The following is a 17,167-nucleotide window of genomic DNA, read 5'->3' as shown; positions in this document are numbered from 1 at the left end:
ATACTTATTTTACTACCGGGCGAATAGACGCCCACCACGATGCAGGGATATATCCTCCTAGAGCGAATGGGGTACGTTCTTGTCTACGCGCTCACAGCGGTCGCGCTCGCGGCCAGCGCCGTGACGACGTTTCTCGGCGTGTTCTCGTTCGGGGCACTCATCTGGTGGCCCACGTTTGCGCTGTTGCTGGTGGTCTTGCTGCTCGAAGTACACCGCTACCTTACGCTCAACTGATACTGGTTATCGCGGCTCAGTTCCTCGTCGCGGATATCGCTGTGTCATGGCGTGTAACAGACAGCGGAACGTCTCAATACATCGACCACTCGAAACAATCACGACGAGGCGCTTGTCGAAAGAGCGGTTCTCGACACACTGGGTCCGCGCTACGTATACCCAGCAATCTCGTGGGTGTCCAGAAGGCGCTCGGCCTCGGCGACCGAGTCCGCGCGCTCGCCGCTGTAGCCGACATCCGTCGACCGCCGCTCGAAGGCGTGCAAGACGATTGTACTCGTGTCCTCGTCGATGACGCGGACGACTCGGTCGACGCCCATCTCTCTGAGCGTTCCCTGTGCGTCCTTGATTGGCTCGGCCGCTTCGGGCGACGGTGGCTTGAACCCCGACAGGTCGTTGATGATATCGAACTCGTCGTCGAGTGTCTCTGCCTCACTGACGGCCGCCTCGGCTGCTGCTTCGATTTCCTCGGCATCCATCCGCCCTGCCAGGTCGATGTAGAGGCGATTGTTCTCTCGGTCTGCGGTCATGTCGTACATCGTAGGAGACAGTGGCTCCGGTAGCAGGATAGGGGTTGGCCTGGGATACTGCAGGCTTTAAGTGGGCCGTCCATCTCGCGGGGACACTGCTCTCCCGGGACTTTTTGGTCTGTCCCTACGTCGTCACGGGCATGACAGTCGGTATCGTCGGTAGTGGGCCGGCAGCCGCGGCGGCCGAGGCGGCACTCGGCGACGTGGGTGTCGACACGGAGCGTCGTGACCGGACGGAACTGGCAGATTTAGAACTGGCGGTGGTCGTCGGCCAGGTCGGCGACGACCGCTTCGATTTGGTCAACGAACGCGCACTCGAGATTGGCCTCCAGTGGGTCGCGGTCGAACTCGGCGGCGTCGGTGGCATCCCCATCGTCGACGCCGCTGTCGCCGGGTTCGGCCCCGAGACGGGCTGTTACGAGTGTCTCTCTGGGCGCGTCAACGCCAATCTCGACCCACAGGCAGAGCCAGCGGCGGCCCCGGCACCACACACCAGTCGGTTCGCCGGAGCGGTCGCGGGAAGAGAGGCGGTTCGCGCCGTCGAGTCTGATGCCGACATCTTCGGTCGCGTCGTCGTCGTTCCGTTCAACGAACGAGAGTTTCTGCCCCTTCCGAACTGTGCCTGTGACACAGGCCGGGACCGTGACCTCCCGCGGGAGTACATCGAGCGCGACCTAGACGACTCGTTGACGCGTGCAGAGCGCGCTTTCGACGACATGCTCGGCATCGTGCAAGAAGTCGGCGAGGCGCAGTCGTTCCCGGTCCCGTACTATCTGGCCCAGAGCTGTGACACCGCAGGGTTCAGCGACGTGAGCGCGGCGCGTGACGCCGCCGGCGTCGCGCCAGACTGGGACGGCGCCTTCATGCGCGCCCTCGGCGAGGCGCTCGAACGCTACTGCGCCGGTATCTACCGGGTCGACAGCTTCGAGACGGGAACACCAGCGGAGATATCGAACGCGGTCGAGCCGGCCTCGTTCGTCACCCGCGACGAGGCCGACGGCGCCGAAATCGAGTGGGTGCCAGGCGAAGACCTCTCGACGCGCGAGGAGGCAATGCTCCCTGCGGAGTTCGTCCACTTCCCGCCGCCGTCACGTCGCTACAGACCCCCGATTACGACCGGGCTGGGTCTGGGCAACAGCGACATTGAAGCACTGCTGTCGGGGCTGTACGAGGTCGTCGAACGGGACGCGACGATGCTGTCGTGGTACTCGACGTTCGACCCGCTCGAACTCGATATCGACGACGAGGTGTTCGGGACGATGACCGAACGCGCGCGCTCTGAGGACCTCTCGGTGACACCGATGCTCGTCACGCAAGATATCGACGTGCCGGTCGTCGCCGTCGCGGTTCACCGTGACGCCTGGCCTCGGTTCGCGCTGGGCTCCGATGCGGACCTGGACGTATCAGCCGCCGCCCGGTCGGCCCTCGCCGAGGCCCTCCAGAACTGGATGGAGTTAGACGGGATGGGCGAAGACGCGGCACGCGATGCGCTCGGCGAAATCGGACGCTACGCGCGCTTTCCCGACACTGCCAGGGCGTATGTCGAAACCGAGGCGACAATTCCAGCACACTCTGTCGGGCCAGCAGAGATACCGACCGGCGCACAGGCACTCGACGAGGTCGTCGCACGGGTCACCGACGCCGGGCTCAGCGCCTACGCGGTGCGGACGACGACCCGTGATGTCGAGCGCCTCGGGTTCGAGGCCGTGCGTGTCACGGTTCCCGAGGCACAGCCGATGTGTTTCGGCGACATCTACTTCGGTGAGCGAGCCAGCCGCGTGCCAGGAGAGCTTGGGTTTTCGCCGCGACTCGACTATGACCACCACCCGTTCCCGTAATCAGATAGCGAGCGCGACTCTGACCATATCGCGCGTCCCGGGGCCAAGACCGACCGCGACGACCGCACCGAGCAAGAGGACAGCAAACCGCGGGCTCTCGTCCATGAACTGCTCGTCGAACAGCGCGAGTATCAACACTGGGGCTGCGAGTTTCACCAGCAGGAACGGCCACGCCTCGCCGACGTAGGTGCCGAGAATCTCTGTTCCGCCCTGGAGGCTGTTTGTCGTGTTCATCACGAACTGATTGAACGGGTGTTTTGCGCCGTAATCGAGGCCGTGCCATATCTGGGTCCAGTCGTTGGCGAGAACGTTCGCCGCACCGTCGACGGCGTGTGCCCAGATGACGACCAGTCCCATCCGACCGGTCCCCTCGTGTACCCAGGGGGCCCATCTGTCAGCGAGGACGTAGACGCCGGCGGTACACAGCGTCGCAACCCCGAGTGTGACCGCGAGGATGCCCGGGTACAGTGATACGTAGTCGGTCGTCAGCGAAAGCGAGACGAGATAGACAAACGAGACAGCGAGGATAGCCGTCCCGGCGCCGGCAATCGGTCGCGTCCAGGTGTCGGTTATCTCTCGGCCATGGAGGAACTTGCCGAGCAGGAACGCGCCGAGCGCGATAGCGAAGACAGTGAAATAGATGAACGGACTGATGAGGAGCGCGCTAACTGGATACTCCAGGCCGGGCGTCGCGCCGGCGTCCAGTGCCGCGATGAAGCTATCCTCGACGGTTCGCAACACGCCCCCAAAGAGCATGAACGGGAACAGCGAGTAGAAAAATCCACGGTAGGGACGGAGGCTAAAGCGGTCGAGCAGGAGGTAGATGCCCGCGAGCATGAAGACGAGAATCGCGATGTAGCCTGCCGTGGAGGTGACGGTGTACCCCTCTGTGACGACGAACTGGTTGGCGTCGGCGAGACACGACGTGCTCTCGGGGGTCAGTATTTCGGCGCTGCTTTTGTCGTAGACGAGGCAGTCGTACTCTGTTGCATCGACGCGAACGGGGCCGATGAAATACCGCCAGAGAACCTCGTCGTATACGCGCTGTGGGAACGCGAGCGCGCCGCCGACGAGGGCGACCACGCCACTGAGGAACGCCGCCACCCACGCCAACTCGGGACTCACGTCGTATCGGTCCAGCAGGTTCATACTGGCAAGGCGGTGGGCCGGCGGTTTTTAGATTCCGGTCTCGTGCGCAGCGACACACGCGGGGTCAGGCTTCCAGCCCGATGCCGTTTTGAATCGTCTCCAGTAGCCGCTCGTGGGCGTTCCCGTTCGAGACGACCAGTCCCTCGCTGTCTACCTGCCAGCGGCCGCCGTGGATATCGGTCGCGACCCCACCGGCCTCCCGCACGAGGTGGACACCGGCCAGCGAGTCCCAGGGTTGTGGGCGCGTCGGCATGAACGCCGCGTCGAGGCTGCCGGCGGCGACGAGCGCGAGGACACCCTGCATCGCACCGAATCGACGGACATCGCCGAACTGTTCGATTGTGCCCTCGAACAGCGGCGTCCACTCGCTACGGCCGGTGACCGGCCACCAGCCGTTGAACCCGACAGCGAACGTTTCGGGGTCCTCGCGGTCGCTCACCTGCATCGACGTATCGTTGCGAGTGACACTCTCGGGACCAGCGGTGTAGATGTCCTCGAGTGCCGGCATGTAGGTCGCGACAGCGACCGGTTCGCCGTCTGTCACAGCCGCGACGACCGTGCCCCAGAACTGGATACCCCGGAGGTAGTTCCCGGTGCCGTCGATGGGGTCGACGACCCATGCATCGCCCGTCTCCGGGACGCTCTCGACGAGCGAGAGGTCGTTGCCTGCGTCTACGGGCTCGACGTCTTCTTCACAGACCAGCGTCGCACCCGGGAACTCCTGTGAGATGGTCGAGATGACCTGTAGCTGTGTGTCTCTGTCGGCCATACTCACCAGGTCGTTTTTGTCACCCTTTCTCTCGGGTTCGACCCCGTCTCGAAACGTCCCTCGCGCGACGACGCCACCGGCGCGGGCTGCTCGCTCGGCTACCGCCGCCCGATGTGATTCGTCTGTCATACCTCCCCTTCACGAGTGCTGCGTGATAGGCACTACGAAACCGACCCGAGACATCGCTTTTGTCCGGGTCTCCTGGCCTTATTCGTCGCTGCTCCCGCCGTCGGGTGCTGTCGTCGTCCTCGTCGTCGCCGTCCCCCGTCTCACCGACAGGCGGTGCCGGGCGCGCACGCCGACGGTGACAGCGGCGTAGACGGCGATAGCCACCAGCACGATTGTCCCGCCGGCGGCGACATCGTAGTGATACGAGACTGTGACGCCGGTCACTGTCGAGAAGAGACCGGCACAGACGGCACCGGCGACCGACCGCTTGAACCCGCGGACCGAGGTAGCCGCGGCCACGGGGACGACGAGCATCGCCGCGACCAGGATAACACCCATAATCTGCATCGCGGCGACGACGACCACCGCAGTCAGCACTGCGAGGAGCTGATTGTACCGGGTGACGCTGATGCCGGCCGCCCGAGCGCCCACCTCGTCGAACGTGATGTAGATGAGCGGCCGATACGCGACCGAGACACACACGCCGACAACGAGACTCAATACCAGCAAAATCGCGGCGTTAACCCGTGTGACTGTGGCAAGCGACCCGAAGAGATAGGCGTTGATTCCCACGGCGATGCCGCCGTCAGTCGCCGTCACGAGGACGCTCCCGACTGCGAACGAGCCCGTCAGGACGATAGCGAGTGAGGTGTCGTGGTAGGCCCCGGTGTAGTCGACGAGTGTCTGGACGAGAAGCGCGGCGGCGGCCGCGACGACGAGCGCGGTCAACAGGGGTGGTACCGTCACGGCGAAGGTGGCGTTGACGAACAACCCGGCAGCGACACCGGCAAACGCCGAGTGAGCGAGCGTATCGCCAATCATCGCCATCTCTCGGTGAACGAGAAAGCTTCCGACGAGCGGGCCGATGAGTGCGATACAGAGTGCCGCCAGGTAGGCCCGCTGCATGAACGGGAACCCGAGTACGTCGATGCCAGTCACGTCGGCCAACGCGTCCATGAGACTACCCCAAAAGTCGTCGAGGACGACCTCGACGCCGCGGTCGACCGCCGTCTGCGTGCTGAGAGCGCTGGCAAAGAGTGTGTATAACAGTACCATCGTTAGTGATTGTGCTGGAGAATCGACTGTGCGTCGCCGTAGGCGTCCCCGAGCGCGTCGGTCTCGGCGAAGGTCTCAGGGTCGCCGTGGAAGAACAGCTCGCGGTTGAGACAGGCAATTTTCGACGCGTGTGTCGTGACTACGCCGATATCGTGTTCGATGAGGACGATAGTCATTCCGTCTTCGTTGAGTTCGTTGAGCAGGTCGTAAAACGCCCCTCGGGACTCTGCGTCGACGCCGACGGTCGGCTCGTCGAGTGCGAGCAGGTCCGCGTCGGCTGCCAGCGCGCGGGCGATGAAGACGCGCTGGCGCTGTCCGCCCGACAATCGCCCGACACGCCGGTCGGCGAGGTCAGTGATTTCGACCCGTTCGAGGGCTTCCTCGACCGCGGTGCGGTCTGTCTCGGAGAAGCGACCCACGAGCTTCTGTGGGTAGCGGCCCATCCGGACCGCTTCCCTGACGGTGATGGGCATTTCGTTTTTAGCGTTCGCAACGTCCTGTGGGACGTAGCCGACACGGTCGCCGTGTGTCGCACTCGCTGCTGGGGCCCCAAACAGGGAGACAGAGCCGCTGTCTGGCTGACGGAGGCCAATCATCAGTTCGAGTAGCGTCGTCTTCCCGGAGCCGTTAGGCCCGACGAGACCGAGAAACTCACCCGCCTCGACGGCGAGTGAGACACCGTCGACGACCGGCCGGTCGGCGTAGGCGAACCTGACATCGCGGACTTCGATGACGGCCATTATGCGTCGAGTACTCGTTCGAGGGTTGGAAGGTTTACGTTTTTCATGATCTCGACGTACCCCCAGTCCTCGCTCTCCCACTCGTCGGTCAGCCCTGGCATCGCTGTCAGCGACAGCACCTCCTCGGCGTCGGTGTCTTCGACAAGCTGGGTGGCCGCCTGTTGTGACTCGATTGGGTCGGCACAAATGTACTGCAGACCGTGTCGGTCGATAACCTCCTGGGCCCGCTCCCTGTCTGAGAGAGTCGGTCTGTCGTCCGGTGAGACGTTCGTGAGCGCCGCGACGTCGACACCGTAGCGGGCGCTGAAGTACTGGAACGAGTTGTGGCCTGCGACGAGGAGTGTGTTCTTGGATGCGTTGGCAACGGTCGTCTCTATCTGCTCGTGGAGGTCGTCGAGGTCGCCTTTCAACGACTCGGCGTTCTCGGCGTAGGTGTCCTCGTTTCCCGGGTCGACCTCGGCGAGTCCCTCGCTGACGGTGTCGACGGCTGTTTTCAGGCGAAGCGGGTCCATCCAGAAGTGTGGGTCCATCCCTCTCTCGCTGTCGCTGTCGTTGTGGTGGTCTCCACCTTCACCGCCATCGTGATGACCGTTCTCGCCGCCGTGATGGTCGCCATCCTCCCCACCGTTGTGATGGTCGCTGTCCTCGCCCTGGTGGTCTCCGTCGCCGCTGTGGTCGTGTCCGCCGGCACCTGCTTCGAGCAGACTTACGTCACGGCTGATGTCGATAGCCTGAACGGTTGCGTCGTCTGCTTCCAGGTCTGTCTTGATGTTGTCGACCCAGGGCTGGAATCCAGCCATCCCGTGTACGAGCAGATCCGCCTCGCGGATGTCCCGCCGGACGCTCGCGCCGGGCTCCCAGCCGTGGCCGTGCTGGCCCACGGGGACGAGGAGGCTCCCCTCGGCCGTGTCGCCGGCGACCTGTGTCGTGATATCTCCGAACACGAAAAACGAAGCTTCAGCAGTCGTTGCCCCCGAACCGTTGCCCGAATCGCCGCCGACACAGCCGGCCAGCAGGCCCGACGCTGCCGAGCCAGCTACTCCGGACAGCAGCTTCCGTCTGGTAACTTCCATGTGTAGTTATTAATCTAGTAGTAATTTATAATAAACTTACGGTTGAAATGATGCAATGTTCATAACACGGTCGGAAGCGAGATGGGGTTCGGGTGAGCGATGGGTGAGACCGTGCTGTTTGCTTGTCTTGTTACTGACTTGTTAGGTAGTCTGTCGATGGTCGTTCCTAGCCTATGACACACGTTCTCGTTTGGAACAGCAAGCACACAGTTTTGCCGCAACTCCCCGCAGAGCGGCCAGAACGCAAGAAAACGGGAAAACTTATAAACAACCCTCTGGAAAATTCCCCTGTATGGCAGACCTAATCGTCAAAGCTGCTGTGAAAGAAGAGTTGGATGATATGAACGTTGCGTCGGACTTCTACGATGCCCTCGACGAGGAGGTCGAAGACCTTCTCGCAGACGCAGCCCGACGTGCGGAGGCAAACGACCGTAAGACGGTGCAGCCGCGCGACCTGTAAGCAGGTTCCGTCGTTTTTGCCCCTCACAGGGCAACATTTTCACATAACCCGGTAGCAACAGCGCCGAGTTGTTACATCGATTCCGGCGCGTCGACGCCGAGTACATCGAGTGCGTTGGCAATCGTGTTCCGCGCTGCGACGACCAGTGCGAGCCGGGCGTCTCGTACGTCTTCGGGTGCATCGACGACCGGACACTCTCTGTAGAAGGCGTTGAACGCCTCCGCGAAATCTCGGGTATAGGTCGCAACGATGTGTGGCGTCCGCTCGATAGCACCTTCTTCGATGACCGCAGGGAAGCGTGCGATTTCGCGCAGGAGGTCGCGCTCGGGGGCACTATCCAGCAGCGTCGCATCTCTCTCCGCCGTGGGCGTCCCGTCGGCCTCGTCGAGAATACCACACGCACGCGCGTGAACGTACTGGACATACGGCGCAGACTGTGCCTCGAAATCGAGCGCGCGGTCCCATTCGAAGGTGATTGCCTTCGTCGGCTGTTTCGCGACGATATCGTACCGGACCGCGCCGATACCGACCTGCCGGGCGATGCGTTCGATATCAGCCTCGGTGAGGTCGTCTTGGCGGATTCGGTCGTCCAGTCGGGTTTCGACCTCGTTCCGGGCGCGCTCGATTGCCTCGTCGAGCAGGTCATCGAGCATGATACCCGTCCCCTCCCGGGTCGACATCGACTCGCCGCCGGGCAGATTGACCCAGCCGTACAGCACTTGGTCGAGCATCTCGGTGTCGTTGCCCAGAATCTCGAGTGCAGCCCGTAGCTGCTGGGACTGGAGCCCGTGCCCTTCACCCAGGACCGTCACCGCCTCGTCGTACTGCTGGAACTTCCACTCGTGGTGGGCCAGGTCGCGGGTCGTATACAGCGAGGTCCCGTCGGAACGCAGGAACACAAACTTCTTGTCGATGTCCCACTCGGTGAGTTCGAGCTGCCAGGCGTCGTCTTCGTAGACGGCGTATTCACTCTCTTTGAGTTCTGTCGCGATGTCTTCGGTCGAGCCGTCGCGGATAAACCGTGTCTCTTTGACGAACTCGTCGAACTCGGCGGGTAGGCGTCCGAGACACTCACGCATCCCACCCAGCACCGAGTCCACGACCTCGCCGACACGCTCGTAGGTCTCCTCGTCGCCAGATTCGAGCCCCTGCATGATAGACTGTATCTCGGCCTCGGCCGCTTCGACAGTCTCCTCCTCGCCCTCTTCGAGGACGGTGTTGCCTTTCCGGTAGTACCGCACCATGTCGTACTCGATGCGGTCGCGCTCGGGGTCTGGCAGCTCATCCTCGTCGAAGGTTTCGTAGGCCCAGGTGAACACGGCCATCTGACGGCCGGCGTCGTTGACGTAGTAGTGGCGGTCGACGTCGTAGCCGGCGTACTCCAGTAGATTCGCGAGGGCGTCACCGACAATTGGGTTCCGTGCCCGACCGACGTGGACCGGCCCGGTCGGGTTCGCGCTCGTGTGTTCGACGACGACGCTCGTCTCTTGGTCCGGCAAAGCTCCGTACTCCTCGTCTTGGCCGGCCTCGACCGTGTCAGAAAAGTACGCGTCGCTGGGGAGGAAGTTGACATACGGCCCGTTCGCCTCGACAGTCTCGATATACTGACAGGCGTCAACGTCGAACTCCGCGACGATGTCGCCGGCGACCTTCGGCGGTGGTGCACCGGCTTCGCCGGCCAGCCGGAAGGCGACGCTCGATGCCAACACGGCGTCGACGTCGTCCGGCGGTTGTTCGATACCGCGGTCGTCTGTGGGGAACCCGAGCGCCGAGAGCGTGCCTTCGAGTTCGGCTTCGACTTCGCCACGCATCGCGAGGAACATGCTCTAGGCGGGCATACTCGCCGGCGTCTATTTGCCTCTGGCGATATCTCGGCCCGGTCTATGCCTCGAAGCCGTCCTCGAACCGGAACGTCCCGTCGCGCTGGACGACTTCGCCGTCGACCTCGATACGGGAGTCCTCGCTCATGTCGACAATCATGTCCATGTGCATCGCGCTGTCGTTTACCTCATTGCCCTCGCCCACGGAGTCGTCGTAGGCCCGACCCAGCGCCATGTGGACCGTGTCGCCCATTTTCTCGTCGAACAACATGTTATAGGTGAACTGGTCGATGTCTCTGTTCATGCCGATACCGAGTTCGCCGAGGCGGCTCGCACCGTCGTCCGTCTCAAGCACTGCCGAGAGGACATCCTCGTTTTTAGCCGCGTCGTAGTCGACGACCTCGCCGTCCTCGAACTGGAGATACACGTCCTGAATCTCTCGACCCTGGGCCATCAGCGGCTTGTCGAACAGCACCTCTCCCTCGACGCTGTCGGGAATCGGCGCAGTGAACACCTCGCCGCCGGGGAGATTTCGTTCGCCGTAATCGTTCAGCGTCGGGTTACCGGCGACAGACATCGTCACGTCGGTCTCGTCACCGGAGACGATGCGGACCTTCTCGGCGGGGTCGAGAATCTCGACCATCTGCTGTTGGTGTTCCCGGACAGCGTTCCAATCTTTGTTGACGGCATCCCAGACGAACTCCTCGTATTCGTTGGTACTCATCTCGGCGTCTTGGGCGTTGCCCGGGGCCGGATACTGGGTTCCGACCCAGCGTTTCTGCATCCGGACCTCCATCAGCTCCTCGTTTTCACGGGCGAGGGCGGAACTCTTCTCTGGGGCGATGTCACCCATCTCGTTCGTGTTCTCGTCTGCTCGGATGATGATGACGACGTCGGCGTTTTCCATCGCCGCCAGCGAGACATCCGACTGTGAGATGTCGTCGACATCGAGGGCACGGCGGTAGGCCGCAGACACGCGTGAACTGTTCATGCGCGTCGAGAGGTTGGCCCCTCGTTTGCCACATAACTCGGCGATGGCGACGATGAGGTCTTCTGCGACAGGGTCTCCCTGCAGGATAACCTCGTCGTCTGCCTGTACATCTACTGAGTGGTCGACGATAATCTCGGCGTGTTCGCGGACTCGCGGGTCCATAGCGTGGTATCGGCCCAGCGGTCGCTTAACAGTAGCGATACACCATCCTCGGCACGGAGAGGAACGTTTTAGCCCGTGGAGGCGCCTCTTGGAATCAATGAGCGATTCAGAGGGTGGCCCGAAACAGGTAGACGACCCGAGCTACCACAACGACAACCACACGGCTGTCCAGACCTGCGGGTGGACGAAAAACGCCCTCCGTGGCGAGGGCAAGTGTTACAAGAACATCTTCTACGGCATCGAATCACACCGCTGTGTCCAGATGACGCCGGTCGTCAAATGCAACGAGCGGTGTGTCTTCTGTTGGCGTGACCACGCGGGACACGCCTACGAACTCGGCGACGTGGAGTGGGACGACCCCGCGGCAGTGGCTGATGCCTCCATCGAGTTACAGACGAAACTGCTCTCTGGCTTTGGCGGCAACGAGGAGGTGCCCCGCGAGCGGTTCGACGAGGCGATGGAGCCCCGTCACGTCGCCATCTCCCTCGACGGCGAACCGACGCTGTATCCCTATCTCCCCGAACTCATCGAGGAGTTTCACGACAGAGACATCACGACCTTTCTCGTCTCGAACGGCACCAAACCCGAGGTGCTGGCCGACTGTGACCCGACACAGCTGTACGTCTCGGTCGATGCCGCCGACAGGAAGACCTTCGACGAGACGGTCAAGGCCGTCGACGACGACGCCTGGGAACGGCTCATCGAGACCCTCGACGTGCTGGCCGAGAAAGACGACACGCGGACGGTCATCCGGACGACGCTCATCGACGGTCACAACATGCACCATCCGGAGTGGTACGCGGCGATGTGTACACGCGCGCGTGCCGACTTCATCGAGCTCAAGGCGTACATGCACGTCGGCCACTCCCGTGGTCGTCTCGACCGCGACTCGATGCCCGAACACGAGGCGGTCGTCGACTTCGCCGAACAGCTCCAGGAGTATCTCCCACACGACGAACTCAAGCAGGTCCCGGCCTCCCGGGTGGCGATGCTGGCCCGGGACGGCGACACGTGGGTGCCCAAGCTGAAGAAATCGAGCGAGTTCTGGGAACGCGACCCGCTGGCACAGTAAGAGTCCGCGAGCGACCTGAGAAAGGCATCACGAGCGTGCCGACGGCACAGTGACGGCTCGGCCTGCAATCGGCACGTCTTTCAGTCCAGCAGCCCTCCGTCTGGTATGAGCGAACTCAGTGCAACGCTGCACACCTCAGAAGGCGACATCGAAATCGACCTCTTCGACGAGCGAGTGCCCAACACCGTCGAGAACTTCGTCGGCCTCGCGACAGGTGAGAAAGAGTGGGAACACCCCGAAACCGGCGAGACGGTCGACGGCCCGCTGTACGACGACGTGGCGTTTCACCGCGTCATCGAGGACTTCATGATTCAGACCGGGGACCCGACCGGAACCGGTCGCGGCGGCCCGGGCTATACGTTCGACGACGAGTTCCACTCCGAACTGCGCCACGACGGTCCCGGCAAGGTCTCGATGGCTAACCGCGGCCCGGACACGAACGGCTCGCAGTTTTTCATCACACTCGACGCACAGCCTCATCTCGACGATAAACACGCCGTCTTCGGCGAGGTCACCGACGGTATGGACGTTGTCGAGGCAATCGGCAACGCAGACACCGACGGCAGTGACAAGCCAACCTCACCGATTCACCTGGAATCGGTCGAAATCCACGGAAACTAGTCGGCGCTGGCGAGTAGTATCCGTAACCCCTTTTTGACTGCCTGAGCGAGAGGAATATGCGCGAGGGTGGCTGAGCTAGGCCAAAGGCGGCGGGCTTAAGACCCGCTCCCGTAGGGGTCCCTGGGTTCGAATCCCAGCCCTCGCATTCTGATGCGAATAATCCGTGAGCGACAGGTAAGCAACTGTGATTCGAACTGCGACAGACGCGCACAACGGCGCGAGCACGACCGGCGGTAACTTCCCACCGAAACACGTCACGCCTCCATTCGAGCCCCGCCGGAGCCTCCAAAGCGTGGACTTTTGACCGACCGCGACCACGTAACGATAATGTCAGACGAGTCCCGAACGACCAGCGAACGACTGTCTCGCGCCGTAACGACACACGACGCCTTGGAAATGACCGACGACGGATTCGAGGTTACCACGACAGTATTCGAAGGCACAGTGACTGTCGACGAGACAGCCGAACCGTCCTGTTATACGGTCGAAGTCACAGCCCCGACACTCCGGGCGGCGACGGCCGACGAAGTCGGACCGACGGTGGCGACCGACTGGTTCGAGACGCTCGAGCGACGCCTCGAATCTGCGCCACAGGCCACTCGGACGACAGTCGAACTTGACGAGTTCGGCGTCGAAAAACGCGGAGACAGTGTGGTCGTCACCTTCGAGTTCACGCTGGGAACGCCACGTACAGCCGTCGATGTCACAAAAACATTCGTCGAGTTTGTGGAGGGAACCTACGTCGAGGGCGTCGTCCCCGGCTACGACTACCAGCCACCAGTGGCAGACCTGCTAGCTGACGCGAGCCAGGGCGAGACGAGCGGCGGGACGCCGCTTTAGTCCATCGCGATATACGTCTGTGTCGTACTGACACCCTCTATCGACTGGATTTCGGCCGCAGCCACGTCTTTCACCGCCGCCGGTGACTCGACGTCCGCGACGCCGATGAGGTCGACGTCGCCGGCCACGATGTGTGCTCGCTCGATACCTTCCACCGCTTCGATGTCAGTTTTGAGTCTGTCCGCCTCACCGGTGTGAGCCTTGACCATGATGTATGCCATAACCATATTCATGCACCTCCGCGTGCAGTCGTCGTGTCCTCGCCGACGATGATGCTCCTGACGTTGTCCATATTCTCCGAGTCCGACAGGATGACCAGTTGCGTGCCGGCATCGAGCGTGTCGTCAGGCGTCGGGACACGTAGCGCTTCGCCGTTCGTGCCGATGGCGAGCAGCGTCGCTTTCCCCGGGAGTTCGAGCTCCGAAAGCGAGTAGCCGTGCATCGGAGCGGTGTCGTTGATCGTGAATTCGACGAGCTGGAGGTTCTGTTCGATGTCGGCAATCGCGCGAATGTTGCCGCCAACCAGTGCGTTCTTGGCGACGATAGCCCCCAGCCGCTCGGGGTAGATGACTTCGTCTACCTCGTCGACGTACGTCCGGTAGATGTCTTCGCGGTAGTCCTCGTCGATTCGCATGACCGTGCGACAGCCAAAGTGGTTGGCGATTGTACAGGCCGCGAAGTTCGTGTTGAGGTCACCCGTCAACGCACCTAGCGCGTCGGCGTCCTCGATGCCGGCAGCTTCGAGGGTCCCCTCCAGCGCGCCGTCACCCTCGGTAACCTCGAAGTCGTCCTCCCGTGCGCGCTCTGCTTTCTCCACGTCCTGTTCCACGATAATCACGTCGTGGCCGCTCTCGCGAACTGCACGCGCGGTCCGCAACCCCACGCGCCCAGCGCCAACTATAACGAATCGCATACCGTTCGTTACGACGACCGGGGGAATAAAGCTATTCACCGCCCTACCGTTCACTCCCGGGGGAACACTTTTGATTGGGTGTGGTGTATTATAGGGGTAGCATGGTACGGGCATTTATTATGATGAAGACGGCGGCTGGCAAGTCAGCCGACCTGCAGAACCGGATTCGAGAGATGGATGCCGTCATAGAGGCACACGTCGTCGCCGGTCAGTACGATATCATCGTCGAGGCAGAGAGTGAGGAAGTGTATCAGGTCATCCACGCAGTTGCGACCGACCTGAACGACCTCGATGGCGTTGTCGATACGCGGACGTACATCTGTCTGGAGTAACGCCGCGTAAACGGCACGCGGGTCAGTCGTCGGCCGCGAGTTCCATCGACTGGATTTCGTTTCTGTGACGGATACACGCCGAGCGGTGCCCGTCGCCGTGGTCGGTGAACTCAGGCTCTATCTCTTCACACGGAGTTGTGAACGTCGACTGTAGGGTTTCAGTCGCGGATTCGAAGTCGTCCGCGATAATGCTGTCGAGCGCGTTATCGAGTGTCTTCTCTGCCTCTCTGTCAGAGAGCTCCGACGGTAGGTCGAACTCCTTGCGAACCTCTGATTTGAGCACACTATCTGTGATTTCTTCTTCAGACCGGCCGAGGAGCGCGTTCTCCCGAATTTCGTCGACATCGACCCCCTGTATCGAGACCTGCTGTCGGAAGGTGAGCAACTGCTGCCAGGCCTCCTGTTCCAGGTCGAACTCGTCGGACTGCACGACCTTGTGACACCGCGTGTGGAACTTGCACCCACTCGGGGGGTTGGTCGGACTCGGTACTGTTCCGGACAGCGAGATGCCCTCGCTGCGGTCTCGCGGGTCCGGGTTCGGAATTGCCGACATGAGTTCCTCGGTGTAGGGGTGCTGTGGATTTCTGAACAGCTCTTCGACTTCGCCTATCTCGACGATTTCGCCGAGGTACATCACAGCCACCCGGTCACAGATTGACTTGATAACGCCCATGTCGTGGCTGATGAACAGCAGCGAGAGACCGAACTCGTCTTGGAGGTCGTCGATGAGCGAGAGAACCTCCGCCTGAATCGAAACGTCGAGCGCACTGACCGGCTCGTCTGCGATAATCAGGTCGGGGTTGAGAACGAGCGCGCGGGCGAGGCCGATACGCTGTTTCTGGCCGCCCGAGAACTCGTGTGGATACCGGTCGTAGTCCTCTGCAGAGAGGCCAACACGCTCGAGCAGGTCTTCGACAATCGCTCGGCGGCGATGCTTGTCTTTCATCCCGTGGATTTCGAGCATCTCCGAGACTGCCCGCCCGACAGACATCCGCGGATTGAAACTCGAAGCCGGGTCCTGGAATATCATCTGTGCCTCCCGACGGAATCTCTTCAGCTCGCGTTTGTTGAATCTTGTAACGTCGTTGGGGTGGGTCCCGTCGCCGTTTCGCGATGCACCCTGTCTGTCGCCACCGTTGAAGATGACCTCGCCGTCGGTCGGGTCTTCGAGACGGATAATCGACGTTGCGGCCGTCGACTTACCACAGCCGGACTCCCCGACGAGACCGACAGTCTCTCCGGGATTAATTTCGAAGCTGATGCCGTCGACAGCTTTTGCAGCTCCAACTTCTCGGTTGAGCAGTCCCCGTTTGATTGGGTAGTGCTTTTTCAAATCGTTGACCTGTAGAATCGGCTCACTATTAGTCATCGGCAGCCTCCGTTCGTTCGTTCGCGTTGGTTCCAAGGTCGTCGTTTTGTACGACGGAACTGTCGTACCCCTGCTGGTAGTAGATACACGACGCCAGGTGGCCCGGCTCTATCTCGATTTCGGCCGGCTGGTCGCCGACCGTGCAGTCGCTGGCGGCGTGTTCACACCGCGGAGCAAACCGACAGCCGTCTGGCGGGTCCGTCGGGTCGGGGAGTGTCCCCTGAATTCCACCGGCGTTGCCGCCGAACTCCGGGAGACACTTCATGAGTGCTTGCGTGTACGGGTGTGCTGGCTCCTCGAATATCTGGTAGACATCACCGCGCTCCATCACTTTCCCGGAGTACATCACGATGACCCGGTCAGCAATCTGGGCGACGACACCCAGGTCGTGGGTCACCAGAAGGATGCTCATGCCGAACTCGTCTTGGAGTTCGTTGAGCAAGTCGAGAATCTGTGCCTGGACGGTCACGTCCAGGGCGGTCGTCGGCTCGTCGGCGATGAGCAGGTCTGGGTCTGTCGCCAGCGCCATCGCTATCATCGCCCGCTGTTTCTGTCCGCCAGAGAACTCGTGGGGGTAGTCGTTGAATCGGGCGCTCGCGTTGGCGATACCGACCCTGTCGAGCAACTCGACGGCTTTTGCCCTTGCCTCCTCGTCGGTGACATCCTGGTGAATTTTTAGTCCTTCGACAATCTGCCAGCCGATAGTGTAGACGTGGTTCATCGCCTCCTGGGGGTTCTGGAAGATGTGCGCTATCTGGTCCCCGCGGATATCTCGCAACGCCTCGTCGTCTATCGACTGCAGGCCCTGGCCCTTGAATCGGACCGAGCCATCGACTTCGCCGGGCGGAATCGGGACGATGCGCGTAATCGACTCCGTCGCAACTGTCTTGCCGGAGCCAGATTCGCCGACGATACAGACGGTCTCGCCTTGCTCGATGCTAAAGTCGATACCGTCGACTGCAATTAGCTCTCCCTGGTCTGTGTCGAACGTCGTCCGTAGATTCTCAACTTCGAGTAGTGGCTCGTCGCTCAT

Annotated in this window: 19 protein-coding genes and 1 tRNA gene; 8 read left to right on the top strand and 12 right to left on the bottom strand. The window is 61.9% G+C overall.

Annotation, left to right across the window (positions count from 1 at the left end; translation table 11 throughout):
• Window positions 1-39 precede the first annotated feature (39 nt).
• Complete coding sequence (locus tag BLR34_RS04145) at window positions 40-234, top strand: hypothetical protein (RefSeq protein ID WP_092699739.1); 195 nt, start codon at window positions 40-42, stop codon at window positions 232-234.
• 149 nt (window positions 235-383) lie between these two features.
• On the opposite strand, the gene BLR34_RS04140 is transcribed toward BLR34_RS04145, so the two are convergent.
• Window positions 384-770: a hypothetical protein gene (locus tag BLR34_RS04140; protein WP_092699737.1), complete on the bottom strand. Its 387-nt coding sequence runs from the start codon at window positions 768-770 to the stop codon at window positions 384-386.
• 131 nt (window positions 771-901) lie between these two features.
• Between BLR34_RS04140 and BLR34_RS04135 the strand changes: the two genes are divergently transcribed.
• A complete protein-coding gene (locus BLR34_RS04135) occupies window positions 902-2,599 on the top strand; it encodes a YcaO-like family protein (RefSeq protein ID WP_092699735.1) in 1,698 nt (565 codons plus the stop codon).
• On the opposite strand, the gene BLR34_RS04130 is transcribed toward BLR34_RS04135, so the two are convergent.
• From BLR34_RS04130 to BLR34_RS04110, 5 genes are all read right to left on the bottom strand, one after another.
• Complete coding sequence (locus BLR34_RS04130) at window positions 2,600-3,748, bottom strand: DUF63 family protein (RefSeq protein WP_092699733.1); 1,149 nt, start codon at window positions 3,746-3,748, stop codon at window positions 2,600-2,602.
• A 64-nt stretch (window positions 3,749-3,812) separates the two neighbouring features.
• Window positions 3,813-4,646, bottom strand: a complete 834-nt coding sequence (locus BLR34_RS04125) for an inositol monophosphatase family protein (protein ID WP_092699731.1) — start codon at window positions 4,644-4,646, stop codon at window positions 3,813-3,815.
• Between the two features lie 78 nt (window positions 4,647-4,724).
• Window positions 4,725-5,642 carry a metal ABC transporter permease gene (locus BLR34_RS04120; protein ID WP_368086069.1) on the bottom strand — a complete coding sequence of 306 codons (918 nt, stop codon included), beginning with the start codon at window positions 5,640-5,642 and terminating at the stop codon, window positions 4,725-4,727.
• Window positions 5,643-5,743: 101 nt separating this feature from the next.
• On the bottom strand, window positions 5,744-6,481 hold the full coding sequence (locus BLR34_RS04115) for a metal ABC transporter ATP-binding protein (RefSeq protein ID WP_092699727.1): 738 nt from the start codon (window positions 6,479-6,481) through the stop codon (window positions 5,744-5,746).
• A complete protein-coding gene (locus tag BLR34_RS04110; protein ID WP_092699725.1) occupies window positions 6,481-7,554 on the bottom strand; it encodes a metal ABC transporter substrate-binding protein in 1,074 nt (357 codons plus the stop codon). The genes BLR34_RS04115 and BLR34_RS04110 overlap by 1 nt, the downstream gene beginning before the upstream one ends.
• A 292-nt stretch (window positions 7,555-7,846) precedes the next feature.
• On the opposite strand from BLR34_RS04110, the gene BLR34_RS04105 reads away from it, so the two are divergent.
• On the top strand, window positions 7,847-8,014 hold the full coding sequence (locus BLR34_RS04105; protein WP_092699723.1) for a DUF1931 family protein: 168 nt from the start codon (window positions 7,847-7,849) through the stop codon (window positions 8,012-8,014).
• Window positions 8,015-8,085: 71 nt separating this feature from the next.
• Here BLR34_RS04105 and argS read toward each other — a convergent pair whose 3' ends face one another.
• Both argS and BLR34_RS04095 read right to left on the bottom strand, forming a co-directional pair.
• A complete protein-coding gene (argS, locus tag BLR34_RS04100) occupies window positions 8,086-9,837 on the bottom strand; it encodes an arginine--tRNA ligase (protein ID WP_092699721.1) in 1,752 nt (583 codons plus the stop codon).
• Between the two features lie 58 nt (window positions 9,838-9,895).
• A complete protein-coding gene (locus BLR34_RS04095) occupies window positions 9,896-10,987 on the bottom strand; it encodes an aminopeptidase (RefSeq protein ID WP_092699719.1) in 1,092 nt (363 codons plus the stop codon).
• A gap of 97 nt (window positions 10,988-11,084) precedes the next feature.
• Between BLR34_RS04095 and twy1 the strand changes: the two genes are divergently transcribed.
• The 4 genes from twy1 to BLR34_RS04075 all read left to right on the top strand — a co-directional run bounded on the left by twy1 (window position 11,085) and on the right by BLR34_RS04075 (window position 13,520).
• Window positions 11,085-12,059 (top strand): 4-demethylwyosine synthase TYW1, encoded by a 975-nt coding sequence (gene twy1, locus BLR34_RS04090; protein WP_092699717.1) that lies wholly within the window; start codon window positions 11,085-11,087, stop codon window positions 12,057-12,059.
• 105 nt (window positions 12,060-12,164) lie between these two features.
• Window positions 12,165-12,680 (top strand): peptidylprolyl isomerase, encoded by a 516-nt coding sequence (locus tag BLR34_RS04085; RefSeq protein ID WP_092699715.1) that lies wholly within the window; start codon window positions 12,165-12,167, stop codon window positions 12,678-12,680.
• Window positions 12,681-12,740: 60 nt separating this feature from the next.
• A tRNA-Leu gene (locus BLR34_RS04080) sits at window positions 12,741-12,825 on the top strand.
• Window positions 12,826-13,007: 182 nt separating this feature from the next.
• Window positions 13,008-13,520: a DUF5813 family protein gene (locus tag BLR34_RS04075; protein ID WP_092699713.1), complete on the top strand. Its 513-nt coding sequence runs from the start codon at window positions 13,008-13,010 to the stop codon at window positions 13,518-13,520.
• On the opposite strand, the gene BLR34_RS04070 is transcribed toward BLR34_RS04075, so the two are convergent.
• On the bottom strand, window positions 13,517-13,747 hold the full coding sequence (locus BLR34_RS04070) for an Lrp/AsnC ligand binding domain-containing protein (RefSeq protein WP_092699711.1): 231 nt from the start codon (window positions 13,745-13,747) through the stop codon (window positions 13,517-13,519). The genes BLR34_RS04075 and BLR34_RS04070 overlap by 4 nt on opposite strands.
• A gap of 2 nt (window positions 13,748-13,749) precedes the next feature.
• Window positions 13,750-14,433, bottom strand: coding sequence for a potassium channel family protein (locus BLR34_RS04065; protein ID WP_092699709.1), 684 nt, complete (start codon window positions 14,431-14,433; stop codon window positions 13,750-13,752).
• Window positions 14,434-14,534: 101 nt separating this feature from the next.
• Between BLR34_RS04065 and BLR34_RS04060 the strand changes: the two genes are divergently transcribed.
• The gene (locus tag BLR34_RS04060; protein ID WP_092699707.1) at window positions 14,535-14,765 is read left to right on the top strand and encodes an Lrp/AsnC ligand binding domain-containing protein; all 231 of its coding nucleotides are present in this window, start codon (window positions 14,535-14,537) and stop codon (window positions 14,763-14,765) included.
• Between the two features lie 22 nt (window positions 14,766-14,787).
• Here the strand turns inward: BLR34_RS04060 and BLR34_RS04055 are convergent, their stop codons facing one another.
• Together BLR34_RS04055 and BLR34_RS04050 are read right to left on the bottom strand one after the other, a co-directional pair.
• Window positions 14,788-16,134, bottom strand: a complete 1,347-nt coding sequence (locus BLR34_RS04055; RefSeq protein WP_092699705.1) for an ABC transporter ATP-binding protein — start codon at window positions 16,132-16,134, stop codon at window positions 14,788-14,790.
• On the bottom strand, window positions 16,127-17,167 hold the full coding sequence (locus BLR34_RS04050) for an ABC transporter ATP-binding protein (RefSeq protein WP_092699703.1): 1,041 nt from the start codon (window positions 17,165-17,167) through the stop codon (window positions 16,127-16,129). The genes BLR34_RS04055 and BLR34_RS04050 overlap by 8 nt, the downstream gene beginning before the upstream one ends.

The organism is Halovenus aranensis (genome assembly GCF_900100385.1).
GTDB lineage: Archaea > Halobacteriota > Halobacteria > Halobacteriales > Haloarculaceae > Halovenus > Halovenus aranensis.
This window is presented reverse-complemented; position numbering and strand designations above follow the sequence as displayed.

What these genes read in the sequence shown, in the direction of transcription:
- BLR34_RS04115 (WP_092699727.1), bottom strand. Translation starts at nt 6,481, where the DNA reads ATGGCCGTCATCGAAGTCCGCGATGTCAGGTTCGCCTACGCCGACCGG.
- argS (WP_092699721.1), bottom strand. Translation starts at nt 9,837, where the DNA reads ATGTTCCTCGCGATGCGTGGCGAAGTCGAAGCCGAACTCGAAGGCACG.
- BLR34_RS04085 (WP_092699715.1), top strand. Translation starts at nt 12,165, where the DNA reads ATGAGCGAACTCAGTGCAACGCTGCACACCTCAGAAGGCGACATCGAA.
- BLR34_RS04140 (WP_092699737.1), bottom strand. Translation starts at nt 770, where the DNA reads ATGTACGACATGACCGCAGACCGAGAGAACAATCGCCTCTACATCGAC.
- BLR34_RS04130 (WP_092699733.1), bottom strand. Translation starts at nt 3,748, where the DNA reads ATGAACCTGCTGGACCGATACGACGTGAGTCCCGAGTTGGCGTGGGTG.
- BLR34_RS04125 (WP_092699731.1), bottom strand. Translation starts at nt 4,646, where the DNA reads ATGACAGACGAATCACATCGGGCGGCGGTAGCCGAGCGAGCAGCCCGC.
- BLR34_RS04065 (WP_092699709.1), bottom strand. Translation starts at nt 14,433, where the DNA reads ATGCGATTCGTTATAGTTGGCGCTGGGCGCGTGGGGTTGCGGACCGCG.
- BLR34_RS04060 (WP_092699707.1), top strand. Translation starts at nt 14,535, where the DNA reads ATGGTACGGGCATTTATTATGATGAAGACGGCGGCTGGCAAGTCAGCC.
- BLR34_RS04145 (WP_092699739.1), top strand. Translation starts at nt 40, where the DNA reads ATGCAGGGATATATCCTCCTAGAGCGAATGGGGTACGTTCTTGTCTAC.
- twy1 (WP_092699717.1), top strand. Translation starts at nt 11,085, where the DNA reads ATGAGCGATTCAGAGGGTGGCCCGAAACAGGTAGACGACCCGAGCTAC.
- BLR34_RS04095 (WP_092699719.1), bottom strand. Translation starts at nt 10,987, where the DNA reads ATGGACCCGCGAGTCCGCGAACACGCCGAGATTATCGTCGACCACTCA.
- BLR34_RS04070 (WP_092699711.1), bottom strand. Translation starts at nt 13,747, where the DNA reads ATGGTTATGGCATACATCATGGTCAAGGCTCACACCGGTGAGGCGGAC.
- BLR34_RS04105 (WP_092699723.1), top strand. Translation starts at nt 7,847, where the DNA reads ATGGCAGACCTAATCGTCAAAGCTGCTGTGAAAGAAGAGTTGGATGAT.
- BLR34_RS04075 (WP_092699713.1), top strand. Translation starts at nt 13,008, where the DNA reads ATGTCAGACGAGTCCCGAACGACCAGCGAACGACTGTCTCGCGCCGTA.
- BLR34_RS04110 (WP_092699725.1), bottom strand. Translation starts at nt 7,554, where the DNA reads ATGGAAGTTACCAGACGGAAGCTGCTGTCCGGAGTAGCTGGCTCGGCA.
- BLR34_RS04055 (WP_092699705.1), bottom strand. Translation starts at nt 16,134, where the DNA reads ATGACTAATAGTGAGCCGATTCTACAGGTCAACGATTTGAAAAAGCAC.
- BLR34_RS04135 (WP_092699735.1), top strand. Translation starts at nt 902, where the DNA reads ATGACAGTCGGTATCGTCGGTAGTGGGCCGGCAGCCGCGGCGGCCGAG.
- BLR34_RS04120 (WP_368086069.1), bottom strand. Translation starts at nt 5,642, where the DNA reads ATGGACGCGTTGGCCGACGTGACTGGCATCGACGTACTCGGGTTCCCG.
- BLR34_RS04050 (WP_092699703.1), bottom strand. Translation starts at nt 17,167, where the DNA reads ATGAGCGACGAGCCACTACTCGAAGTTGAGAATCTACGGACGACGTTC.